Origin of the sequence: Paenarthrobacter sp. AMU7 (genome assembly GCF_041200195.1) — a bacterium.
Lineage (GTDB): Bacteria > Actinomycetota > Actinomycetes > Actinomycetales > Micrococcaceae > Arthrobacter.
This window is the reverse complement of record NZ_CP165735.1, coordinates 3,332,362-3,352,334: the sequence shown is the minus strand read 5'-3', so window position 1 is coordinate 3,352,334 and position 19,973 is coordinate 3,332,362. Positions and strand designations below refer to the sequence as shown.

Genomic DNA, 19,973 nt, shown 5'->3' with positions numbered 1-19,973 from the left:
GGTGGGTCAGGAAGCGTCGGCACCAACAGCGGTGCGCCAGCGGGAGAAGTGCCGTTCAAGGGCTACCAGGAGGAAGTTCACGCCGAGCCCCAACAAGGACACCGTAAGAATGCCGGCGTACATGTCCGGGATCAGGAAGCTGCTCTGCGCGTTCACGATCAGATAACCCAGGCCGGCTTTGGCTCCCACCATTTCCGCGGCGATCAGCACCAGGATTGATGCGGTGCCGGCCATGCGGATACCCGTGAAAATGGTGGGCACGGCGGACGGGAGAATGACTTTCTGGAAGAGCCGGAAGCTGTTGAGCCCCAACGAGCGCGCCGCCCTGATCAGCAGCGGGTCCACGGTCTTCACTCCGGCAATGGTGTTGAGGAGGACCGGGAAGAACGCAGCGTAAGCAACGATGCTGATCTTCGATTCCTCGCCAATACCCAGCAGCAGCGTAAACACGGGCAGCAAGGCCAGCGCGGCAGTGTTGCGGAACAACTCCAGCAGGGGGTTCAGGACCGAGTTCAACCGCCCGTACCAGGCGATGAGCAATCCCAGCGAGACACCTGCCACCAGTGCGGCGCCGAAGCCTGCCACGGACCGGGTGAGGCTGGCAGCAATGTGGCCTTGGATGGTGCCGGCCTCGAACAGCTTGCCCCACGCCAGGAGTACTTCGTGCAGCGGTGGCAGGAACACCCTTGTGGAGGGGCTGGCCAAGTACGTCGGCCCGAGCTCCCACAGTGCCAGGAACGCCAGGACGGCCGTGGACTTCCAGAGAACTGAACCGGCCGCGGCGGCGACCCGTCGCACTTTGCCGGCTGCCGGCGTCGTGCCTTTTGCAGCATCCTGCGGTGAACGCTCGACGGCGGCAGCTGGGTTTGTCGCGGTGCCCGCCGTGGGCGCGGCTTCTGTATGAATGAGCGTGGTGGTCATCAGGCCGCGCTCCTTTCCTTGGTGATGGTTGCGGGTTCGTCCGGTGCGCTGCCGTCCGGCAGGATCTTGCGGTGGCCGGCGTCCTGGGCGCGGCGGACTTCATCGTGCAGGAGCGTCCAGACCTGGTGTCGGTGCTCCACAAAGGCGGGATGGGAGCGGATGTCCCCGTCGCCGTCGCGGTCGGGAATATTGATGTCCACGATTTCCTTGAGCCGGCCCGGGCGCGCGCTCAGGACGGCGACGCGCTCGCCGAGGTATACGGCCTCGTCAATGCCGTGGGTGATGAAGACGATGGTCTTGCCCGTGGCTTTCCAGATCCTGAGGAGTTCATCCTGCAACTGCTCACGGGTCTGGGCGTCCAAAGCGGCGAACGGCTCGTCCATCAGCAAGACGTCCGGCTCGTAAGCCAGGCTCCGGGCGATGGCCACGCGCTGCTTCATGCCGCCGGAGAGCTCATGCGGATAGCGGTCCTCGAAACCCGCCAAGCCTACGAGTGCCAGGTATTCGCTGGCCTTCGCTGCCCGCTCGCGGCGGTTCAGCTTCCTGCCGTCCGGGCCCACTCCTTCAAGTCCAATGGAGACGTTGGCCGACGCTGTCCGCCAAGGGAACAACGCGTACTGCTGGAACACCACGGCGCGGTCCTTGCCGGGACCGGTGACGGCCTTGCCATCCACCAGGACTTCACCGGACGTCGGCGTCGAGAGTCCGGCCAGCAAGTCCAGCAGCGTGGTCTTGCCCGAACCACTGGGGCCTACCAAGGTGAGGAACTCGCCGTCCCGGACATCCAGGCTGAGGGAATCGATGGCGGTGAGCCGGGTAGCGCTGGTTGTCTTGGTGGCCCGGACCGTGAATTCCTTGGTGACGTTCCGCAGGCTGATTTTCGCGGTCATGGCTATCCCTTCTTCGCGGCGAGCTCGTTGAACTCGTTCGTGTAGTACTTGGACGGCGTGAGCTTGTCCTTGACGATTCCCGATGCGTTGAGCCAGTCCTCCCAGCGGGTGAAGTCCTCGTCCTTGATCACCCCTGCGTCCGGGACCCCGGGGCTCTTCCAGAACTTCAGGTTTGCGGTGCTCTCATTGCGTCCGCGGCCATCGATGATCTTGGTGAAGCGGGCAATGACCTCGTCGCGAGGGGTTTCGGCAGCCCACTTGATCGCTTTGGCAACACCTGTGGTGAAGGTGCGGGTCGTGTTCGGGTTCTTCGCGATGAAGTCGTTCCGGAGCACGATCTGTCCGCCTGCGAAGGTACCGAACAGTTCCACGTCGCTGAACAGGGAGCGCAGTCCTCCGGCTTCGATGGCCCTGTCCTGCAGGACGCCGCCAAGCGTTCCGGCGTCCACCTGCCCACGACGAATCGCTTCTTCGGTGTCGTTCGGTGCCAGCGGGACCAACTGGACCTGCTTGATCTCGTCCTGGCTGAGGCCGTTCTTGGTCAGCCAGGTGTTGATGACGGCTTCGTGATGGGCGCCCAGCGTGTTGACAGCGATCTTCTTGCCGATCAGGTCCCGCGGTTCCTTGATGGTGCTGTCGGCCTTCACGTAATAGCCGCTGAAGGTCTTCTCGTCGGAGCCGTAGTAGTTGGTCACGCCTTTGACTGGCGCGCCGGCCTCAATGAGTTTGACCACCGCTCCGGAGAACGCGCCGCCGAAGTCGGTCTGGTTGGTCGCCGCAGACTGGATGTCCTGCGGACCACTGGTTGTGTTGCCAACCCAGTTCAGCTTCAGGTCGCCCAGATATCCGAGGTCTGCAGCCAGTTCAGGAAAAGTCACGTTGTTCGCCGAGCCTTGGTACCGGAGTTCCTTGACCTCGGTGCCTGCCTGGTTGGCTTGACCGGCTTCGGCAGCGCCGCCGCAGCCGCTCACCGTCAGCGCTAGTACGACGGCGGCCGCGACGCTCAGCAGGGGCAGATGCAGTTTCATGGGAGCTACTTTCGATGAGTGGTGATGTGTTGGGTGGGCCGGCTTAAGAGGGAGCTTGGAAGCTGTGCAACGGCTTGGGAACGATGAAAGCCCATTTCGACGGCGGCTGGGAAGTGCCGGGGTAACGCCTGGAAACGCTGCGAAACAGCCCGACACGCGACGAAATCCTGGGCAATTCCCGGCAACGGGGGGACACAAGTCGCCGCGTTGAGCCTCATGAACAACAGCGACTGGCGGGCCTGGCATGACTGGCGCGTACCGCCGTCGGACCTTCATACTGTTGGACCCCACAGTCATATGGGGTTTAGTTCGTATTGATCCTCACAACCGGCCGTATTTCTTCGCCCTGTGAGCCGCCGGGCGGATACGGTAGATACATGACGTCTAGCATCGCCGCCGAGTCCATTCGGCCTACCCGCAACATTCCCGCTGATATCGCCCGTTCCTGGCTCCTTGTGAACGCCATGAAAACGGAGCTCTTTGACGAATCTGCGGGTTCACGGGCAGACGCCATCATCCTGGATATCGAAGACGCCGTGGATCCTTCCCAGAAGGACCAAGCACGCGAGAACGTCGTTAACTGGCTGACCGCCGGTGGCCAGGCGTGGGTCCGCATCAATGACGCCACCAGCCCGTTCTGGGCCGACGACCTCGCCGGTCTCCGCGGCACCCCTGGTCTGCTGGGCGTGATGCTGGCCAAGACCGAATCCGCTGACCAGGTCACCGAGTCCTACCACCGCATGGACGGCAAGACTCCCGTGGTCGCGCTGGTTGAGTCCGCCCTCGGCATCGAGGAAGCCAACCATATTGCCCGTGCCCAGGGTGCCTTCCGCCTTGCTTTTGGCTCCGGCGATTTCCGCCGCGACACCGGCATGGCGGCTACCCCGGAAGCCATGGCCTACCCGCGCGCCAAACTGGTTGTCGCCAGCCGCGTGGGTAACCTGCCGGGCCCCATCGACGGCCCTACCGTCGGCACCAACCACCCCATCCTGCGCGAGCAGACCGGCATCACCGTGACCATGGGCATGACCGGCAAGCTGTGCCTGGCCATCGATCAGACCACCGTGATCAATGAGGTCATCAGCCCCACGCCGTCCGACGTCGCCTGGGCCACCGACTTCATGAACGACTTCGAAGCCAACGGCCGCGTCATCCGCGACGGTTCGGACCTCCCGCGTTTGGGCCGCGCCGAGAAGATCATGAAGCTTGCCGTGGCCTTCGGAGTCCAGCCTTCCCTGTAAGCATGCTGGTTCACGGAGTCGTTTGGGACTCCACTTCGCCGGCATTGAGGTTGTTCGCGCCGGACGGGGAGTTCAGTGATGTTGCGTTGGGCCGGGGCTCAGCCCTGGGCCTGCGCGTTATCCCCGGTCTGTGGTGCCTGGGCCATACCAAGGTCCACGGTCCGGGGGACCGCACGCATGTTCCCTGCCGCAGCAGTGCCCCGGCGGAGCGCGGCAAACAATGTGGGGCCTGCTTTGCCCGCGATGATTCCCGGCTCATGCACGACTTTCATCGCGGCACCTCCGTTCCCACCGGCCTGCGGGCCTATCTGATGCAGCCACACTGGCTCTACGTGGCAACTTTTGCGAACGGTGCCACCAAAGTGGGCACGGCCTCTGCGCAGCGCAAATGGAACAGGCTGGCCGAGCAGGGGGCCGTGCACGCTTCCTACGTGGCCCATGCCGAGGATGGCCGTGTTGTTCGCATTCTCGAGGACATGGTCACCCGCGAGCTCGGCCTCGTCCAACAAGTCCGTTCGGCCTCCAAGGTGGCAGGCCTCGTGGAGCCGCGTGCCGGCGTCGAACTCTTGGCGTTGAACCGTCAGCACGCCGGGCGGGTGCGCGGGATGCTGGGCGGGCTCGGGATGACAGGCTGTTCCGTTGTGGAGGAAGAGTGGGACCGGCCCGCGCTGGCGGACCGGCTTTGTGATGGCGCCGGCGAAGGACGCCGCCACCCTTACCCGGTAACGTTCGACTCCGGCGGGCACGGTCTGCGGGTCCACGCACTGTCCGGGGCCATCGCCTTGGCAGGTCTTCCCGACGCGTCGGGGGCAGAGGTGGAGGGCAGCTTTGTGGCAGACCTGGGCGCGCTGAAGGGCCGCAAGATCGAGTTCGGCCCGCACCTCACAGAAATCCCGGCGCTGCAGGACTCCCTTTTCTAGTCCCACGCACGCCCCGGTAGACTTGGACGGTGCTAGACGAATTCTGGGCCAACGCCTCCACTGCCTACAAAGCCCTGGTTTTCAGTGCCATGGGGCTCATTGCTGTGGGACTCATCCTGTCCATTGTGGGAAACACTTCGGGCAACCAGGGCCTCGCCATGGCATCGTTGCCGGTCATTGGTGTGGGGCTGCTCCTCCATGTGGGCGGGCTCGTGGTCCGGGGCCAGAAAATCCGTAAGGGCTACAAGAAATAAACGGCACCGTTCCCTACGCCGCGGCCCGATAGGGTTGGACCATGAGTATCAATCCGGACCTGCAGGGCCGAAGCTACCCTGCCGCAGAGGTATATGACGTCGGCCGCGAAAAGATCCGCGAGTTTGCCAAGGCTGTGAAAGCCAACAACCCCGCACATTTCGATGTGGAGGCCGCCAAGGCCTTGGGGCACAGCGACCTCGTAGCGCCGCCAACATTTGCCATCATCGTTGCCCAGCGTGCTGATGCCCAGCTGGTGGAGGACCCGGAATCGGGGATCGACTTCTCCCGGGTGGTCCACGCTGACCAGCGGTTCACGCACCACCGGGCCATCGTTGCAGGTGACCAATTGGTAGCCGAACTTCATGTGGACGGCGTCCGTGCCATGGGCGGGGGAGCCATGATCACCACCCGCTCCGAGATTTCCACCGTGGCAGGCGAAAAAGTCGCCACCACCACCTCATCCATCCTGGTCCGCGGAGAGGGACAGTAACCATGAGCCCCACATTCGAACAACTGACGGTCGGCCAGGAAATCGGCACCCGCAGCATCGAGGTCACCCGCCAGGACCTGGTCAAGTACGCAGGTGCCTCCGGGGACTTCAACCCCATCCACTGGAACGAAGCATTCGCAACCTCTGTTGAGTTGCCGGGCGTTATCGCGCATGGGATGTTCACCATGGGTGCCGCCGTGCAGTTGGTGAGCGACTGGGCGGGCGACCCGGCCGCCGTCGTCGATTACCAGACCCGCTTCACCAAGCCGGTGCTGGTCACCGATACAACAGGAACCGATGAGGCCGGCGCCGTCATCGACGTCACCGGTGTTGTGGGAGCGCTCGACGCCGATGCCCGCACCGCCCGCGTTGACCTCACCGTTGTGGCAGCAGGACTGAAGGTCCTCATGAAATCGCAGGCGGTCGTGAAGGTCTCTTGAACCCACTGAAGGCTTCTCCGCGACGCGCCACCCCGACTGAAATGTCGCGGTGGCGCGCCGCTGTTCTTGCTTCCTACGCGGCCAGCGGCATCGCTTTTGCCACCTGGGTGTCCCGCCTGCCCGCCATCCGCGACGGACTGGACCTCACGCCGGGCGGCATTGGCCTTCTGCTGATGTGCATGACCGTGGCCTCCTTCATTTCCATCTCGGCCTCGGGACTGATCGTGCTCAGGCTGGGGCCCAAACTCACTACGAGGATCGGCAGTTGCATGGTGGGCGCCGGCTTGGTCACCGTGGGATTCGGCGCTTCCGTCGCGGCGAGTCCGCTGGTGGTGGCAACGGGCCTGGTGGTGCTCGGTCTGGGCACGGCGAGTTGGAACACCGCCTCAAATGTTGAGGGAGCTGCGCTGGAACGCGCCTTGGACCGGCACATCATGCCGCACCTTCATGGGGCATTCAGTCTCGGCACGGTAGCAGCCGCCGGTTTTGGTGCCTGGGCTGCTGCGGTGCACATGCCGGTCTTCTGGCACTTCCTGATCTCAGGCGTCGTAGTTACTACGTCCGTAGTGACTGCCGGCTTCTGGTTCCGTGCGGAAAAGACAGCTGCTGCTACACACACGTACCGGCCCGATGAAACGGACACTTTCCAGGACCCCTCCACCGGTCCACTGCCCATCATCACAGGGTCCCAGGAGACGCAGCCCAAACCAGGCAAGGCCGTTGCCCCACTCGACAACAAGCGGCTCGTGGCCCTTGCCTGGCGCGACCGTCGAACCCTCCTGATCGGTGTCCTGGTCCTCGGGCTGGCATTGGCCGAGGGAGCTGCGGGGGACTGGGTGGCGCTGGCGCTTGCCGACGGCCACGGGCAGTCCGATGCCGCGGGTGCAGTGGGTTATGGCCTGTTCGTCACCTTCATGACCATCGGCCGATTCGCCGGCACGTCCATCCTCGACCGGTTTGGACGTGTGGTGGTGATGCGCTGGTGCTCAGCGACCGCCGTCGTGGGTCTTGCGCTCTTTGTCTTTTCGCCGGTTCCGTGGCTGGCCTTCGTTGCATTGGCTATCTGGGGCCTCGGCGCATCGCTCGGTTTCCCGGTGGGGATGTCAGCCGCCGCCGATGACCCCGTCCACGCCGCTGCACGGGTTTCGGTAGTCTCCACCATCGGCTACGGGGCTTTCCTTTGCGGGCCGCCACTGTTGGGCCTGTTGGCCGAACACTTCGGCATCCTGCACTCTTTGTTGGCGCCCTTGGTGCTCCTGGTGGTCAGTTTCTTCCTGGCCCCGCTCTCCGGGCAGCAGAAGGCCAAGTCCGTCCAGCCCAACGAAGCCCGTTAGGCTTAATGGGTGACCCAAACACTGCTTTCCGAACTGACCACTGCCGCCGTCGGCGGCCCCGCGGGCAACTACGTTGAGGCCCGTACTGAGGCAGAGATTATCGACGCCGTCCGTTCGGCTGACGCTGCGGGCCAGAAACTCCTGATTATCGGAGGCGGGTCCAACCTTCTGGTCTCGGACGAAGGCTACCCGGGGACTGTGCTGAAGATCGCTTCCCAGGGCTTCACCGTGAACTCCGAGGACAGCTGTGGCGGTGTGTCGGTGGTGGTACAGGCCGGACACAATTGGGATGCGCTGGTGGAACACTCCGTCCTGCACGCCTGGTCCGGGCTGGAAGCGCTCTCCGGAATTCCCGGTGCCACAGGAGCTACGCCCGTGCAAAATGTGGGCGCCTACGGCTCAGACGTTTCACAAACAATCGCCGCCGTGCGGACCTGGGATCGTGAACGCAACGCAGTTCAGACCTTTACCAATTCCGAGCTCAAATTCGGTTACCGCGACTCCATCCTGAAACAGACCACGGTTGAGGGCTCGCCCCGGTACGTGGTGCTGACAGTGGAGTTTCAGTTGCCGCTGGGACGGATGAGCGCCCCCATCCGTTACGCCGAGTTGGCCCGGGTGCTGGGCGTGGAGGCAGGCAAGCGCGCCTACTCCAACGATGTCCGGAGGGAAGTCCTCCGGCTCCGCGCTTCCAAGGGCATGGTCCTGGATGCGGAAGACCGGGACACGTACTCCACAGGTTCCTTTTTCACCAACCCGATCGTGGAGGCGAAACGCGCTGCAGAGTTGCCGGAGAACGCGCCCAAGTATCCCGCGGGCGACGACGGACTCATCAAGCTTTCCGCTGCCTGGTTGATCGACCACGCCGGGTTCGGCAAGGGCTTTGGGCTGGAGGAATCGAGTGTCTCAGGCGGCAGGGCCTCCCTGTCGACCAAACACACCCTCGCCATCACCAACCGGGGGACAGCATCGGCCGCGGATATGGTGGCCATCGCCCGCGAGGTGAGGGCCGGCGTCGTCGAACGTTTTGGCATTGAACTGCACCCGGAACCGCTGCTGATCGGCCTTTCGTTCTAAGGCACGCACAGCTCGCGAGGGGTGAGCTCTCGGGGGTATCCGGAGGGTCTCCTCGGTGTAGCGCCGGGACGGAAACCTAGCGTGTTCGCCGCTCGGCAATCGGCAGGATCTTGTTGAGCAACAGGAATGTCAGCCCACAACTGACCGAGCCCAGCAGGAAGATCTGGCTGAACGCGATACTCTGCGGCGATGGCCCGCTGGGCATGTACAGGCTTGCAGCGGCGAAGCCCACCAAGCCCAGGAGCATGACGATGGCTCCAACGAGGAAGCTGCGGACCTGTGCTGCGGCCGCCGGGTAGAACCAGGGTTCAGGAGCGTCGTCGTTGCGGTCGGAAACGGGCTGGCTTGCCGCGGCGGTTCCGATGAGGAGCGCGGCGGCGGCGGTTGCTACGAGGCTGGCTGTCTGGATGGCCCGCATTGACGGGGAGAGGCTGACGCCCGTTCCCACGGCAACGATCAGCCCGGCGCCAAGTCCCACCAGAGTGCAGAACCAGCCGGCGGTAGCCAACCACCGGCTCATCGGCCGCACAAACGGGGCAAGATCTCCAAAAAGCATGAATCCATCCTAGGATCCGCTGCTGGGTGAGGGCTGGGAGGCGCGGCAAGGTTCCCTGTGCATGCCGGCCCTTTTAGGATGAAGCATGCCTGCAGCCCACAAGAATCCCAGTCCGCGCGTCATGGGCCGTTTGCGGCTCGCAAGCCAAGGCCTGTTGGCTGGGGGCTTTCCCTCGGTTGCTGATGCGGTTCGTTGGATGACGGCCATGCAGGCCCAGGACCTTGGCCACGCGCTGTGGGCTGTGGGGCAGCGCGTGCCCGGCACCCGGGCCTCGGACGTCAGGGCTGCCCTCGACGCCGGGACCGTGGTCCGTTCCTGGCCTATGCGCGGGACGTTGCACCTCCTGGCCCCCGAGGATCTCCGGTGGATTTTAGGCATCACCAGTGACCGCCTCATGTCCACTGTGGCCGGCCGGCACCGTGAACTCGGCATCACCCAGGACGACATCAGCCATTGCCGGGACATCGCGGTTAAAACCACGGAGGTGCTGAAGACAACGGAGGGCGCACACGGCGCAACCCGGGAGCAGCTGTTCCAGGCGTTTGAGGAAGCCGGCCAGACCACCACAGCACAGCGCGGGATCCACTTGCTGGGGAGCTTGTGCCAGCGCGCTTGGCTGGTGCAGGGGCCGATGGCGGCATTCAGCGGAAAGGCTGGGGTGCAGCAACTGTTTGTGCCATTTGAGGAGTGGATACCTGAGTCCCGGGACCTTGGCCGTGAGGAGGGCATCGCGGAGCTGCTGTTCCGCTATCTCAGGAGCCACGGCCCGGCCACCATCAAGGATTTTTCGTGGTGGAGCCAAGTGCCGCTCACTGAGGCGCGTGCGGCTCTTACTACCTTGCATGACCGGCTGGTTGAGGTGCCGCTGGACGGCACCAGTTATTGGTTGTCGCCTGAGACGGCGGCAATGCTCGACGACGGCGTCCCCGGCTCACGCTCGTTGCTGGCTCTTCCCGGCTTCGATGAGTACCTGCTCGGTTACCAGGATCGGAGCCTGGTCCTCGCGCCCGAGTACGCCGAACGGGTAGTACCGGGCAAGAACGGGGTTTTCAAGCGCATCATCGTCTCCGGCGGGGAAGTGGTGGGAACGTGGGCCAGAACCGTGAGCGGGAAGTCTGTGGGCGTGGTGCCGGAGCCGTTCGCGGGGGAGTTGGGGACAGCCGCTGGCCGTTCCTTCGAGGCTCAGGGGAGGGCGTATCTGAAGTTCATGGCCGGCTGAAGGATGTTGGCCGATCCCGCCGGCTGAACACACCCTACGACGCGGAAAACCCGCTGTTCCGTTGCTGGGCAGCAGCGGAACAGCGGGTTGTCAACAAACCGGTGCGTGAAGCCTAGAGCTTGCCCGTCACGATGTTGAGCATGCGGCGCAGCGGCTCGGCTGCACCCCATAGGAGCTGGTCGCCCACGGTGAAGGCGCTGATGTATTCCGGACCCATTTCAAGCTTCCGGATACGGCCCACGGGAATGTCCAGCGTGCCGGATGCTGCCACGGGGGTCAGGTCCGCCATGGAGGCTTCCTTGGTGTTGGGAACAACCTTGGCCCACTCGTTGTCCTTGGCCAGGAGGTTCTCGATTTCGGTTACGGACAGGTCTTCGCGCAGCTTGAGCGTGAGGGCCTGGGAGTGTGAACGCATGGCGCCGATGCGGATGCACAGGCCGTCCATGGCGATGTGGTCCTTGCCGGCGGTGCCGTTTCCGGTGCCGAGGATCTTGTTGGTCTCTACTCCGGCTTTCCATTCTTCCTTGGACTGGCCGTTGCCGAGGTCGGCATCGATCCAAGGGATCAGGGACCCTGCCAGCGGTACGCCGAACTGGGTGGCGTCAACGCCGGTGCGCTGTGCGGCGAGGACCTTGTGGTCGATTTCGAGAATGGCCGACGCAGGATCATCCAGTTCGCTGCGGACCTCATTATTGAGGGTGCCGAACTGGTTGAGGAGTTCACGCATGTGGCGTGCACCGCCTCCGGAGGCGGCCTGGTAGGTCATGGAGGTGCCCCATTCGACCAGGTTGTTCTTGAACAGGCCTCCGAGGCCCATAAGCATGCAGGAAACCGTGCAGTTGCCGCCGATGAAGTCCTTCACGCCGCCGGACAGGCCGGCGTCGATGACGTCACGGTTGATGGGGTCCAGCACGATGATGGAATCGTCATTCATGCGCAAGGTGGAAGCGGCGTCGATCCAGAGGCCGTCCCAGCCGCGGCTGCGGAGTTCGCCGTGGACCTGCTTGGTGTAGTCTCCGCCCTGGGCGGTGACAATAATCGGCAGCTTGGCAAGCGTCTCAATATCGAACGCATCCTCGAGCTTGCCGGCCCCATCAGCGAAGGACGGGGCGGCACCTCCTGCGTTCGAGGTGGAGAAAAATACCGGGTTGATGTTGGCGAAGTCGTTCTCGTCCTGCATGCGCTGCATCAGGACGGAACCGACCATGCCACGCCAACCGACCAGTCCAACGGACGGATTAGCTGCTGTAGTCATTCACCCAGTCTAAACTTTCGGGGCGCAGAGCCGCTGTTGGTTACGTCACCACCGGAACGTACGACGACGCCACTCGCCACAGCGGCCCGCACGCCGACCGCGCGGGCTAGCTGCCGGCGTCGGGCTCGTGCAGCAGGACGGCCTTGCGCTTGCGCAGGGCGAAGAAGGCACCAAAAGTGAATACCTGCGTGACAACGATCAGCACAATGATTCCGGCAATCCGGTTGCCGCCCAGGATCATGGTCAATCCCACGATGGCGGAAATCAGGGCGAAGAGTGGCAGGAGCATGTAGCCCAGCACGAAGAGGGTTTCAGGTTTCTTCAGTATTGCCTGCATATCCTGGGCTCCTAGCTTTCGGTCCGGCGCCACGTGGTGAACCGGTAGTTTGTGCCGTTGTTGGCGGTGAGCCAGCCCTCGGGCGGCGCCACTGTGTCGAAGGTCCAGTCGGGGCCAAGCTCTGGAGCGTAGGTGTCGCCCTCCAGATCCGCATCGATGATGGTGATGACCGCCAGGTTGGCGATGCCCATGGACTGCTCAAAGATCTCGCCGCCGCCAATGATCCACACTTTTTGGCCGCCTGGAGCGAATTGCGATTCCAGCAGGGCGGCGTCAAGGGATGAAACCACGACGGCGCCCTCGGCTTCGGGCGTTGAAGCCCACTCGGCGTTACGGGTCACCACGATGTTGGTGCGGCCCGGGAGCGGGCGGTACTTTTCCGGGAACGACAACCAGGTCTTGCGGCCCATGATGACGGGGTGGCCCGAGGTGAGTTTGCTGAAGTGCTTCAGGTCTTCAGGCAAGTGCCATGGCATGGAGCCGTCCTTGCCGATCACGCCGGACTTGGTCTGGGCCCATACCAGGCCGATACCCGTCATGCGGGCCGCGGTTTCCTGGGTGAAGACGACGCCGGGCAGCGGGGAAGGAGTCTCGGAAGAAGGGGTGCTCATACCGCGATCGGCGCCTTGATAGTGGGGTGGTGGCGGTAGTCCACAATCTCGAAGTCGTCCAGGGTGTAGTCGAAGATCGAGTCCGGCTTCCGGAGGATCTTGAGCTGCGGGTATTCGAAGGACTCACGGCTGAGCTGCTCGGCAACCTGGTCCACGTGGTTGTCGTAGACGTGGACGTCACCGCCGGTCCAGACGAATTCGCCCGGTTCCAGGTCCAGTTGCTGCGCCACCATCCGGGTCAGCAGCGCGTAGGAGGCAATGTTGAACGGCACTCCGAGGAATGTGTCCGCTGAGCGTTGGTACAGCTGGCAAGACAGTTTGCCGTCCGCCACGTAGAACTGGAAGAACGCGTGGCAGGGCGGCAGGGCCATGTCCTTGAGCTCGGAAACGTTCCACGCGGACACGATGTGGCGGCGGGAGTCCGGGTTGGCGGCAAGGTTGGTCATGAGCTCGGACATCTGGTCAATGTGCCCGCCGTCGGGGGTTGGCCAGCTGCGCCACTGCACCCCGTACACCGGGCCGAGTTCGCCATCAGCGTCAGCCCACTCATCCCAGATGGAGACGCCTTGGTCCTGCATCCACTTCACGTTCGAGTCACCGCGCAGGAACCAGAGAAGTTCCACGGCAACGGACTTGAAGTGGACCCGCTTGGTGGTGATGAGCGGGAAGCTCCCGGCGAGATCGAACCTCAGTTGACGGCCAAAAACGCTGCGCGTTCCGGTTCCGGTGCGGTCCGACTTGTGCGTGCCGTTCGCCATGACGTCACGCAGAAGGTCTTCATAAGGGGTGGGGATGCTCACGAGTCCAGCTTACTTGCCAGCCGGCCTCTCACCAGATCTATGAGAGTGTCGTCACGAATGCCTGCGTCGCGAGCCGTCCGGATCAAACCGTCGACGGCGGCCATCACCGCAGCGTCAGCCCGGACCGTGCCGTGGGGCGCCGGTGGCGGGCCGACAACGACAGTCCCGTTGCGCCGTCGTGATTCAATCAGTCCGGCCTGCTCAAGCTCCTTATAGGCGCGCGCCACGGTGCCCACCGCGATGCCGAGGTCGGAGGCCAGGCTGCGGACTGTGGGCAAGCGACTCCCGGGCTCCAGGACTCCCACTGCGATCAGGGAGCTGAGTTGCCGGCGGATCTGCTCGTACGGAGGAACAGGATCCGAAAGGTCCACCGTGATCCCTGCGGTCATTGTGCGTGTTCTCCCTGTTTTGCGACCCGTCCCCGTGGAATGGTGCGGAACAGGCTCCGCACTGGTGTCACGGAGACAAGGACCGCGATGACGGCGAGCGCTATGCCAATGATGGGGAGTGGGCTGGGACCGATCGGATCCGGGCTTGCAGCGGAGGGGAATACGTCATACCAAAGGTTGCCGGTACCGATCAGCAGCGCGGACGCTTGCCCCAGGCAGTACGCGGCCAGCGTCCTTACTATTCGATACATGCTGATGGCCCTCAACGCAGCGTCCAGTCCAGCGCCGCTTTCGCCTTCCGGGATGCCACGACGGCGGCGCACGGCAAGGATGGCTGCGGCGCCGGCCAGCGCCACCAGTATGGTGACGAGAACGGCGGCAGGCCAGGTCTTGGGACCGAACGGGCGCACTTCACCGGCCACGGCGAATGCGATCGCCACACCCAGTACCAGGGCGCTGCCAATGGCAAACGAGAGCAGACCCCGGGAGACGGGTTGCCGCGGCCAGTGGTTTGGAGCGTCGGATGTTCCGTAGTTCCGAGCGGTCAGGAGATCGCCTGCTGCGATGGCTGCCAGGAGGAGTACGGCCACTGTTCCCGTCAGCAAAGGAAATGCCCACGGTGCAGGTGTTTGCGCAGGCAACATGATCACCGCGTAGCCGGCCACCAGAGCAAGCCCGCCCACGACCCCCAGTACCGCACCGATGGAGATGCTGAGCCGGGCTGCCCGGTGGGTACGGGGATCAGCGCGAAGCGTAGCGGCACTGGTGCTCTTGGCCGCCTTGAGCAGCGACGGCAGTTCAGGAACCCGCCACCACCACATCATCAGGAGCACCACCATGTTGAACAGGCCAAGGGCGTTGAACCAGGACGACTGCCATATGGCGCCGGGGGCTGGTTGGGCCGCAAAGTTTCCAGCGATGGCTGCCAGCCCTGCGGCGATGGTCGCGACCGTCCTGAGCAAGCGGTTGGTGGCGATGATGCGGAGGACCCGGTTATCGTCGCTGTCGAGTGTTTCCAGCTGACGGCGGCGGGCGATGAGGAGGAGTATCAGCCACGTTCCGACGGCAAGAAGCAACAGCGCCCCGCCCAGCCAGATGGCCAGTTCCACACCGGGGATCCTGCCTTCTTGTCCCTGCCCTATGTAGCCGTTGGGCGGTGTCTGGTCCGGGGGACTGGAAAGGTCCGGGGGAGTCGGGAGCACCGGGATGTGCTCAGGCAGCGCAGCCACCCAGGCGATGACCACGGCTGCGTAGGCGAAGATCGAGGCGGTGGTCCACGCGAGTTTGCGGGGGAGGAAGTCCCTGATCCTGCGGACGGTCAGTTCTGCGTACCTACTGGGTGCCTTGGGCGCGGGGTAGCTCAGTTGACCCAACGCATGGACGGCGAGGCAGGCGAGAATGGGCCAGCCGAGTGCGCCGGCGATCTGCTCGGGAGTGGAAGGTGCGCTTGCCCCGACGGGATTGACGCGCAGGATCCCCGCGTTCATGGCTCCTTGCAGGGAACTGGCCATCCACCCGATGATTCCCACCCATAGTCCATGCGAGGCAACGGATTGGGCATCGGGCTTGGACCACACCTGCAGGCGAAGGAAAAGATAAACGATCACGGCGCCGACTGCAGGCCCAAGGAAAAGTAAAGGCGGCAGGTTTACATACACGGACAAGACCCCCATGTCTTTTGTATCAATGTACTAAGTATTTGATACAAAAGACATGGGGTCAAGCTCCGGAATCGTGTGGTCCTAGTCGTCGAAAGGCTTGACCTGTTCCACGGAAACAATCTTCCGCTCAGATCCACGCGCCACCTGGCAGACAATCACTTCGCCTGGTGTCAGGTATGGGTCTGATTCCGGCAGGAGGGCTTTCAAGCCGTGCGACATGTGTTGTCCCAGCTGTTTCAAGGCAGTAGGAAGCGCAGGGCGGTGAGTGCAGACGGCGATCGGAACCTGTTTGTCGAACAAGGCCTCCACCGCTGCAGCAGTCTTCTTGGGGGAGCGGTGGTGGCTGTGCTCCGTGAGTGCCTCCACCAGTTTCACCTTGGCCCCGCTGGCTTTGGCATAAGGGGCGATCGTGGCAACACACCGTGCCCAAGGGCTGGTGACCACCCGCTGCGGCTTCCAAACCTCCAGGAGGCGTTGAACGGCAACTGCCTGCCGCTGGCCCGTCGCTGCCAACGGACGGTCGCCCTCAGCCTTGGTCCAGGAGGACCGGGGCTTGGCCTTGGCATGGCGGATCAGCACCAGTGGCCAGGTGTCCAGCTCACCGCGGATGTGCGCTTTCTCGAGGTATTCGAGCGGCTCCGTATCGGTGGGGTTGCTCAGGAATGCGGCCGCCCTGTCAGGGCTGCACCACATGACGCTGTCCACTTCCTTGCCGTCGGGCCTGAGTTGGGCTCCGTTGACCCGGACAGCCCAGTACCGGACCACCTTCAAACCCGCAGACACATGGTAGTGAATGGCGGGAAGCGGTATGCCCAGGGGAGCCTGGAGGCCAATCTCTTCCCACACTTCACGTGCTGCGCACTCAGGAACTGTTTCGCCGGCGTCGAGCTTTCCTTTAGGCCAGGACCAATCGTCGTACCGAGGCCGGTGGATGAGGAGAACCTCAAGGGCACCCTTGTTGATCCGCCACGGAATGGCGCCGGCTGCTACAACAGCCACCGACTCGCCGGGGTGGTCAGTCTGATCCGCCACGGGGGTATCGCTGTTCAAGTGGTTCCTCTACCGCCGTGCCGATGCCCGCTGGCGCGAACGGGAGGCCAGGAGCCAGGATTGCATGTCCAGCAATGGCTTGCCGTCCTGGTCCAAGTGGTGCCTGGTCCAGTGTCCGTGATCGTCCAGGTGCCAGCTGGCAGTCCCGTCATCAACATAGCGACGCAGCAGGTCCATGACAGTAGCTGTATCTTCCTTGCTGGCCAGCTGCACCAGCGCCTCTACGCGGCGGTCCAGGTTGCGGTGCATCATGTCGGCGGAGCCGATGTACACCACGGGATCGCCACCGTTGCCAAAAGCAAAGACGCGTGAGTGTTCAAGGAAGCGACCCAGGACGGAACGGACCCTGATGTTCTCGCTGAGTCCCGGCACGCCAGGGCGCAGGGAGCAGATGCCGCGCACCACGACGTCAACCTTCACACCGGCCTGTGAGGCCCGGTAGAGGGCATCGATGATGGCTTCGTCCACCATCGAGTTGACCTTGATCTGTACCAATCCGGGCACGCCGGCCTGGGCGTTGCGGATTTCGGTTTCAATCCTGTCCATCAAGCCGGCCCGCACGGACCGCGGCGCAACGAGCAACCTTTTGAACGTGGACTTCGGCGCGTAGCCGGAGAGCTGGTTGAACAGTTTGGACAAGTCCTCGCCCACTTGTTCATTGGCCGTCAGAAGGCCAAGGTCTTCGTAGTAGCGGGCCGTGCGGGGGTGGTAGTTGCCGGTGCCGATGTGGCAGTAGCGGCGGAGGCCGTCCACTTCCTGTCGAACCACCAGGGACAACTTGCAATGGGTTTTCAGGCCCACGATGCCATACACCACGTGAACGCCCGCCTGTTCCAGCTTGCGCGCCCACGATATGTTGGCCTGCTCATCAAAGCGGGCTTTGATTTCAACAAGGGCCAGGACTTGTTTGCCTGCCTCGGCGGCATCGATGAGGGCGTCAACGATGGGGGAGTCACCAGACGTCCGGTAAAGGGTCTGTTTGATGGCCTGCACCTTGGGATCCGCGGCCGCTTGTTCCAGGAAAGCCTGGACCGAGGTGGAGAACGAGTCATAGGGGTGGTGGAGCAGGATGTCCCTGCGGCGCATCGCGGCGAAGACATTGGCGGCCTTCGAGGTCTCGGACTCGTTAAGGTAGCGGGACGTGTGCGGGACATGCTTGGGGTAGTGCAGATCCGCGCGGTCAATGGCGCTGATGGCTGACAGTCCGCGGAGATCCAACGGTGCGGGAACGGAGTAGACCTCGGACTCTTCAACCCCGAGTTCACGGATCAGCAGGGCCTTGATGTTCGGGTTGATGTCCGTGGTGACTTCCAGCCGTACCGGCGGGCCGAAGCGGCGACGCAGCAGTTCCTTCTCCAAGGCCTGCAGGAGGTTCTCGGCGTCGTCCTCTTCAACTTCCAGGTCCTCATTGCGGGTGACACGGAAGGTGTGGTGCTCCAGGACTTCCATGCCGGGGAAAAGCTTATCCAGGTGGACGGCAATGACCTCTTCGAGCGCGATGAACCGGGCTACGCGGCCCGGAATGGCGCCTGCACGCGGTCCGTCCACGGAAATGAGGCGGGGAAGCTGGTCCGGTACCTTGACGCGTGCGAAAAGCTCTTTGTCGCTGATCGGGTTGCTGACGATCACGGCAAGGTTGAGGGAGAGGCCGGAGATGTAGGGGAAGGGGTGCGCTGGGTCCACAGCAAGCGGTGTCAGGATGGGGAAGACCTTCTCCTGGAACATGATGCTGATCCGGTGGCGGGCATCCTCATCCAGTTCATGCCAGTGCATGATGTGGATGTGCTCGTAAGCCAGTGCAGGTCGGATCTGCTCAGCGAAGACCCTTGCGTGACGCTCCTGAAGCCTGTGGGCCTCTTCGCTGATCTGTTCCAGCACCTCAATGGGGCTCAGCCCGGCCGGGGAGGGCACAGCCAGGCCCGTGGCGATACGCCTCTTGAGGCCGGCAACGCGGACCATGAAGAACTCGTCCAGGTTCGAGGCAAAAATCGACAGGAAACTGACACGTTCCAGCAGGAAAAGTTCAGGATCTTCGGCGAGTTCCAGCACACGGGAGTTGAAGGCCAGCCAGCTCAGCTCGCGGTCCAGGAAACGGTCCGGAGAGATGTCGCCTTCCGGCTCCAGGCTCGGTGCGAATTCCGGAATATCGATGCGGTCCTGGGTGGCACGCGAGGCCGGCACTTCCGAGGATCCGAAGCGTGGGGGCAAGGTTGCACCCTTCGAGGTGGATCCGGCGGTGCCGACGGGGTCCGGCTGCATGGGGTTCTCCTAAGCTCAGGACGGGGTTTCCTCCCACATTACAAGCAATTGGGCTGCCCGAATCATAGATGTCACCGGCATTCCGTCCGGCAATCACGCCGGGTTAACTTTTGGTTAAAGGTCCATACATCACATCGGTGTCCCAGCGAACGAAACCGAGTTTCTGATATAGGGCTACCGCTGCCTGGTTGTCGGCGTCCACGTACAGCATGACTGCATGCAGTCCTTTTTCCTGGAGGTGCTTGATTCCAGCGACCGTCAGGGCCTTGCCCAGCCCCAGCCCTTGCGCCGCTGGAGTAACGCCCACCACATACACCTCGCCGATGGCCGGGTGCGGACCCTGCCGGGGATGGACCTTGGTCCAGTGGAAACCCAGGAGCTCCCCGTCGGTGTTGACGGCCAGGAGGAACCCTGCGGGATCGAACCAGTCCTCAGCCTTCCGGGCTTCGAGGTCCGCCAGGGTCATCGATCCCTGCTCAGGGTGGTGGGAGAACGCAGCGCGGTTGGCTGCCAGCCACGCTTGCTCATCCTGGCCTGGAACGAAGGCGCGGAGGGAGACCCCGTCCGGGAGGCCGGCGTCGGGCAGTGCTGACGCAGAGGACATGAGCCGCATCTTCCACAGCTCACGGACCGGTCCGTATCCGAAACGGGTGGCGAGCTCGGCGGCGGCCTCGTGGTTCCCATGCGACCATGCGCTGAGTCCGTCGAGGCTCCGCTTGTCCTGCAGGGCGCCCAGCAGCCTTCCGGCCACACCCTGGTTGCGATAGCTCGGGTGGACGGCCAGCTCCAGCACGCCGCTTGAGTCGGGCGCCTCAACGACGACGGCGATTCCCGCCAGGTCTTCAGCCGTGGCCGGATCGGAATCTTCGTCCGGTGCGTAAAGAGCCAAGGACAAGACCGAGTGGTCTCCGGAATCGACGCCCCGCAGCATCACCAGCGTCTGCTCCGAAAAAGGCGGGTTCCCGTCGGACTCCCCGGCTGCGGTGGCGAGGGTCTTGACGTCCCTGAGGAGATCGGGGTCCAAGGCGCCGGCGATGATCAGGACGGGCCAGTTTTCCGGGTGCGCGTGACTCATGATGCAAGGCTATACGTCCGGGGCAAGCCCCGTGATTTGAAGTCCCGCTGGAACGGGGGTAGTCTCGTTATCTCGTTCGGCTTTGAGGCACAGTAAGTCAGCTTCTTAAGCCAGCGCAGGGGGGATCCACCAGTGGGGTGGCCTCGATACGTTCGACCCGTATGT

At 63.5% G+C, this 19,973-nt stretch carries 21 protein-coding genes; 8 read left to right on the top strand and 13 right to left on the bottom strand.

The window, feature by feature from the left end; all coding sequences use genetic code 11:
• Window positions 1-6: 6 nt before the first annotated feature.
• The 3 genes from ABQM86_RS15460 to ABQM86_RS15450 are packed head-to-tail and all read right to left on the bottom strand — an operon-like array spanning window position 7 to window position 2,839.
• Window positions 7-921: an ABC transporter permease gene (locus ABQM86_RS15460; RefSeq protein WP_280623283.1), complete on the bottom strand. Its 915-nt coding sequence runs from the start codon at window positions 919-921 to the stop codon at window positions 7-9.
• The gene (locus tag ABQM86_RS15455; RefSeq protein ID WP_369744840.1) at window positions 921-1,811 is read right to left on the bottom strand and encodes an ABC transporter ATP-binding protein; all 891 of its coding nucleotides are present in this window, start codon (window positions 1,809-1,811) and stop codon (window positions 921-923) included. The genes ABQM86_RS15460 and ABQM86_RS15455 overlap by 1 nt, the downstream gene beginning before the upstream one ends.
• 2 nt (window positions 1,812-1,813) lie before the next feature.
• On the bottom strand, window positions 1,814-2,839 hold the full coding sequence (locus ABQM86_RS15450) for an ABC transporter substrate-binding protein (protein ID WP_207594274.1): 1,026 nt from the start codon (window positions 2,837-2,839) through the stop codon (window positions 1,814-1,816).
• A gap of 377 nt (window positions 2,840-3,216) precedes the next feature.
• Between ABQM86_RS15450 and ABQM86_RS15445 the strand changes: the two genes are divergently transcribed.
• From ABQM86_RS15445 to ABQM86_RS15415, 7 genes are read left to right on the top strand one after another with little or no spacing between them, the layout of a single operon-like run.
• Window positions 3,217-4,080, top strand: coding sequence for a CoA ester lyase (locus ABQM86_RS15445; protein ID WP_207594273.1), 864 nt, complete (start codon window positions 3,217-3,219; stop codon window positions 4,078-4,080).
• A 2-nt stretch (window positions 4,081-4,082) separates the two neighbouring features.
• The gene (locus ABQM86_RS15440) at window positions 4,083-5,000 is read left to right on the top strand and encodes a DUF2797 domain-containing protein (RefSeq protein ID WP_369744839.1); all 918 of its coding nucleotides are present in this window, start codon (window positions 4,083-4,085) and stop codon (window positions 4,998-5,000) included.
• A gap of 29 nt (window positions 5,001-5,029) precedes the next feature.
• Window positions 5,030-5,254 carry a DUF3188 domain-containing protein gene (locus ABQM86_RS15435; RefSeq protein WP_369744837.1) on the top strand — a complete coding sequence of 75 codons (225 nt, stop codon included), beginning with the start codon at window positions 5,030-5,032 and terminating at the stop codon, window positions 5,252-5,254.
• Between the two features lie 41 nt (window positions 5,255-5,295).
• Window positions 5,296-5,745, top strand: coding sequence for a MaoC family dehydratase N-terminal domain-containing protein (locus ABQM86_RS15430; protein WP_089595838.1), 450 nt, complete (start codon window positions 5,296-5,298; stop codon window positions 5,743-5,745).
• Between the two features lie 2 nt (window positions 5,746-5,747).
• A complete protein-coding gene (locus ABQM86_RS15425) occupies window positions 5,748-6,185 on the top strand; it encodes a MaoC family dehydratase (protein ID WP_369744835.1) in 438 nt (145 codons plus the stop codon).
• A gap of 41 nt (window positions 6,186-6,226) precedes the next feature.
• Window positions 6,227-7,519 carry a sugar MFS transporter gene (locus ABQM86_RS15420; protein WP_369746680.1) on the top strand — a complete coding sequence of 431 codons (1,293 nt, stop codon included), beginning with the start codon at window positions 6,227-6,229 and terminating at the stop codon, window positions 7,517-7,519.
• Between the two features lie 9 nt (window positions 7,520-7,528).
• A complete protein-coding gene (locus tag ABQM86_RS15415; protein ID WP_369744834.1) occupies window positions 7,529-8,596 on the top strand; it encodes a UDP-N-acetylmuramate dehydrogenase in 1,068 nt (355 codons plus the stop codon).
• 76 nt (window positions 8,597-8,672) lie between these two features.
• Here ABQM86_RS15415 and ABQM86_RS15410 read toward each other — a convergent pair whose 3' ends face one another.
• Window positions 8,673-9,152 (bottom strand): hypothetical protein, encoded by a 480-nt coding sequence (locus tag ABQM86_RS15410; protein ID WP_207594267.1) that lies wholly within the window; start codon window positions 9,150-9,152, stop codon window positions 8,673-8,675.
• 85 nt (window positions 9,153-9,237) lie between these two features.
• Here ABQM86_RS15410 and ABQM86_RS15405 point away from each other — a divergent pair, with 85 nt between their 5' ends.
• Window positions 9,238-10,371 (top strand): winged helix DNA-binding domain-containing protein, encoded by a 1,134-nt coding sequence (locus ABQM86_RS15405; RefSeq protein WP_369744833.1) that lies wholly within the window; start codon window positions 9,238-9,240, stop codon window positions 10,369-10,371.
• Window positions 10,372-10,483: 112 nt separating this feature from the next.
• Here the strand turns inward: ABQM86_RS15405 and asd are convergent, their stop codons facing one another.
• The 9 genes from asd to mshD form a co-directional block, all read right to left on the bottom strand.
• Window positions 10,484-11,626, bottom strand: coding sequence for an aspartate-semialdehyde dehydrogenase (gene asd, locus ABQM86_RS15400; RefSeq protein WP_207594265.1), 1,143 nt, complete (start codon window positions 11,624-11,626; stop codon window positions 10,484-10,486).
• A 106-nt stretch (window positions 11,627-11,732) separates the two neighbouring features.
• Window positions 11,733-11,954, bottom strand: coding sequence for an NF038396 family protein (locus tag ABQM86_RS15395; protein WP_369746679.1), 222 nt, complete (start codon window positions 11,952-11,954; stop codon window positions 11,733-11,735).
• 20 nt (window positions 11,955-11,974) lie between these two features.
• Complete coding sequence (locus tag ABQM86_RS15390) at window positions 11,975-12,574, bottom strand: dihydrofolate reductase (protein ID WP_207594264.1); 600 nt, start codon at window positions 12,572-12,574, stop codon at window positions 11,975-11,977.
• Window positions 12,571-13,374, bottom strand: a complete 804-nt coding sequence (locus ABQM86_RS15385; protein WP_369744832.1) for a thymidylate synthase — start codon at window positions 13,372-13,374, stop codon at window positions 12,571-12,573. The genes ABQM86_RS15390 and ABQM86_RS15385 overlap by 4 nt, the downstream gene beginning before the upstream one ends.
• Window positions 13,371-13,763: a GntR family transcriptional regulator gene (locus ABQM86_RS15380; protein ID WP_207594262.1), complete on the bottom strand. Its 393-nt coding sequence runs from the start codon at window positions 13,761-13,763 to the stop codon at window positions 13,371-13,373. Before ABQM86_RS15380 ends, ABQM86_RS15385 begins: the two co-directional genes overlap by 4 nt.
• On the bottom strand, window positions 13,760-15,436 hold the full coding sequence (locus ABQM86_RS15375) for a hypothetical protein (RefSeq protein WP_369744831.1): 1,677 nt from the start codon (window positions 15,434-15,436) through the stop codon (window positions 13,760-13,762). The genes ABQM86_RS15380 and ABQM86_RS15375 overlap by 4 nt, the downstream gene beginning before the upstream one ends.
• Window positions 15,437-15,505: 69 nt before the next feature.
• Window positions 15,506-16,474 carry an NUDIX hydrolase gene (locus ABQM86_RS15370; RefSeq protein WP_280623274.1) on the bottom strand — a complete coding sequence of 323 codons (969 nt, stop codon included), beginning with the start codon at window positions 16,472-16,474 and terminating at the stop codon, window positions 15,506-15,508.
• 9 nt (window positions 16,475-16,483) lie between these two features.
• Complete coding sequence (locus tag ABQM86_RS15365) at window positions 16,484-18,733, bottom strand: RNA degradosome polyphosphate kinase (protein WP_207594260.1); 2,250 nt, start codon at window positions 18,731-18,733, stop codon at window positions 16,484-16,486.
• Window positions 18,734-18,836: 103 nt separating this feature from the next.
• Entirely contained in the window at window positions 18,837-19,808 is a 972-nt protein-coding gene (mshD, locus tag ABQM86_RS15360) for a mycothiol synthase (protein ID WP_369744829.1), read from the bottom strand.
• Window positions 19,809-19,973: the final 165 nt, after the last annotated feature.

Coding starts and splice junctions, on each gene's coding strand:
- ABQM86_RS15460 (WP_280623283.1), bottom strand. CDS start 921: ATGACCACCACGCTCATTCATACAGAAGCCGCGCCCACGGCGGGCACC.
- ABQM86_RS15455 (WP_369744840.1), bottom strand. CDS start 1,811: ATGACCGCGAAAATCAGCCTGCGGAACGTCACCAAGGAATTCACGGTC.
- ABQM86_RS15450 (WP_207594274.1), bottom strand. CDS start 2,839: ATGAAACTGCATCTGCCCCTGCTGAGCGTCGCGGCCGCCGTCGTACTA.
- ABQM86_RS15445 (WP_207594273.1), top strand. CDS start 3,217: ATGACGTCTAGCATCGCCGCCGAGTCCATTCGGCCTACCCGCAACATT.
- ABQM86_RS15440 (WP_369744839.1), top strand. CDS start 4,083: ATGCTGGTTCACGGAGTCGTTTGGGACTCCACTTCGCCGGCATTGAGG.
- ABQM86_RS15430 (WP_089595838.1), top strand. CDS start 5,296: ATGAGTATCAATCCGGACCTGCAGGGCCGAAGCTACCCTGCCGCAGAG.
- ABQM86_RS15425 (WP_369744835.1), top strand. CDS start 5,748: ATGAGCCCCACATTCGAACAACTGACGGTCGGCCAGGAAATCGGCACC.
- ABQM86_RS15420 (WP_369746680.1), top strand. CDS start 6,227: ATGTCGCGGTGGCGCGCCGCTGTTCTTGCTTCCTACGCGGCCAGCGGC.
- ABQM86_RS15410 (WP_207594267.1), bottom strand. CDS start 9,152: ATGCTTTTTGGAGATCTTGCCCCGTTTGTGCGGCCGATGAGCCGGTGG.
- ABQM86_RS15405 (WP_369744833.1), top strand. CDS start 9,238: ATGCCTGCAGCCCACAAGAATCCCAGTCCGCGCGTCATGGGCCGTTTG.
- asd (WP_207594265.1), bottom strand. CDS start 11,626: ATGACTACAGCAGCTAATCCGTCCGTTGGACTGGTCGGTTGGCGTGGC.
- ABQM86_RS15390 (WP_207594264.1), bottom strand. CDS start 12,574: ATGAGCACCCCTTCTTCCGAGACTCCTTCCCCGCTGCCCGGCGTCGTC.
- ABQM86_RS15380 (WP_207594262.1), bottom strand. CDS start 13,763: ATGACCGCAGGGATCACGGTGGACCTTTCGGATCCTGTTCCTCCGTAC.
- ABQM86_RS15375 (WP_369744831.1), bottom strand. CDS start 15,436: ATGGGGGTCTTGTCCGTGTATGTAAACCTGCCGCCTTTACTTTTCCTT.
- ABQM86_RS15365 (WP_207594260.1), bottom strand. CDS start 18,733: ATGCAGCCGGACCCCGTCGGCACCGCCGGATCCACCTCGAAGGGTGCA.
- mshD (WP_369744829.1), bottom strand. CDS start 19,808: ATGAGTCACGCGCACCCGGAAAACTGGCCCGTCCTGATCATCGCCGGC.